The 1,717-nt window shown below is 39.3% G+C and carries 2 protein-coding genes; both read right to left on the bottom strand.

What is annotated here, in order from left to right; all coding sequences use genetic code 11:
* Positions 1-250: 250 nt before the first annotated feature.
* A complete protein-coding gene (locus AACW06_RS19385) occupies positions 251-742 on the bottom strand; it encodes a hypothetical protein (protein WP_192076312.1) in 492 nt (163 codons plus the stop codon).
* Positions 743-897: 155 nt separating this feature from the next.
* On the bottom strand, positions 898-1,554 hold the full coding sequence (locus AACW06_RS19380) for a hypothetical protein (RefSeq protein WP_192076311.1): 657 nt from the start codon (positions 1,552-1,554) through the stop codon (positions 898-900).
* Positions 1,555-1,717 lie beyond the last annotated feature (163 nt).

Genomic DNA, 1,717 nt, shown 5'->3' with positions numbered 1-1,717 from the left:
CAAACACTTCCCGAAAAGTGCCACTGGCGAGATAGTTGAGAAGCTGAGATTTGTCCGGTGTGTAGCTAGAAAACCGAAAGCCTTTCCACCCTAAATTCACCGTTTTTCTTAACCCCAGCTAACGCCCAATTAAGTGGTGAACAACGCACTGGCCAAACCGCTGCATTGCACCGTAAAACACTTTACCTAACGCATAGTAAAACTGCCACGCGTTGAGAATCCACTTGAATTGCTTGTTATGTTTACAGTTTTAGTGCCTGTATCGTTTAATCTCTTGAAATATAAACTCTTTAATTGATACTAAATTACCTTTAATATTTTGTTCTAAACCATCTAATTCACATAATTTTGGCAGTTTTCTATTTATCCTCACCTGAGCAAGAAGTTTATCAATTAATTCAGAATCAAACTTAATTTGAGGAAAATACAGTGCAGTGAGACCGACTAGTTCCTGAGCGTGAGTATTAAGGGAAATTTCCATGTTTACAGTTTGTCCCAAATTTAAGTTCTCGCTTGATGAGCATAATTTTGTAACCAAAGCATCTATTTGAACCGTATGGTTATATGCCAACTCATACTTACTAAGCATTAACTCATTTCTTGCTGTACGTTTCATCAACCTCTGGTTTGCAAACAACACAAATAAAGCTATCAATGTAGACAAAATAATAGCGATTAGTTGAACTTTATGGTCTTCCGTTGAAAAAACGCCATCAAACCAACAAAATATTGACTCTATCACATACCCCCCGATATTCGATTGTAAACATAACGCCCAATTAAGGTGTGAGGCACGCAATACCAATGCTACCGCATACCACCCTAACCACTTAAACCGACGCATAGTAAAAATGCCACGCGTGCCGAATCACTCTTAAATTGTTTGTTAGCACATTTTTAGTCACTGTTGCCCCTATGTTTCTGTACCCATGGCTCCTCTAGCCTGTTTGCTTCAATGATATTTGCCAACCCGGTTACATCTTTATTGAGCTTAGAAACACTCTCACTGACACCATCAATTGAGTTAACTATTTTTAGAAGATATGGCTTATTTACCAATCCCGGCAAACTGCCATAAGGTTTAACATCAAGTTTATATTCGTCTCGAAAAACCGCTTTTCCATCTAGGCTTTTCCACTCTAGTGCGACAGAAAATGGCGGTAATGGCTCACGTTCATTGCCATTTTTTGGCTTAAAAAGTTGATAACCTATTGCAAACAAAACCGAGATTTTCTCACCTTGAGGTATAAGGGTAAGTGGCCCCCTTTTTTCTGTACAATCAAGAATCAGATCGTAATTAGTGAAGTCAGACTCCTCACCTTTAAATTGAATATAAACATCACGAGCAGGACCAGTTCCTACATTCGCAACCGAAATATTTAATCCACCAGTTCCGTCAGGATGAGGTTCAAAATATGCGACTAACTTTGGTTCAGAACCAGCTTTTCTCAGTAGCCTATTTTCTCTCCAGAGAAAAACTGTTAAAACAGCAATTGCTACAGTAGACAAACCACTCAAAATTGTCGAAATATCAATAAGTAATTCTACTTCCATCTAATCCACCGTAGTTGCCATGAATGTGCTAACGCCGCGTTAAGTGGTGAGCAACGCGACCACAATCCTAAACCATTGTGCTTTAAACACAAAACTCAACCTAGACCCGAAACTCCCAAGCGTTGGGAATCCGTCTTAAACGCCTAGTTAGCTGCTGCACTTT

The sequence above is a fragment of the Vibrio sp. S12_S33 genome, from assembly GCF_963889785.1.
Lineage (GTDB): Bacteria > Pseudomonadota > Gammaproteobacteria > Enterobacterales > Vibrionaceae > Vibrio > Vibrio aestuarianus.
Note: the sequence above shows the minus strand (reverse complement) of the source record. Positions and strands in the feature narration are given on the sequence as shown.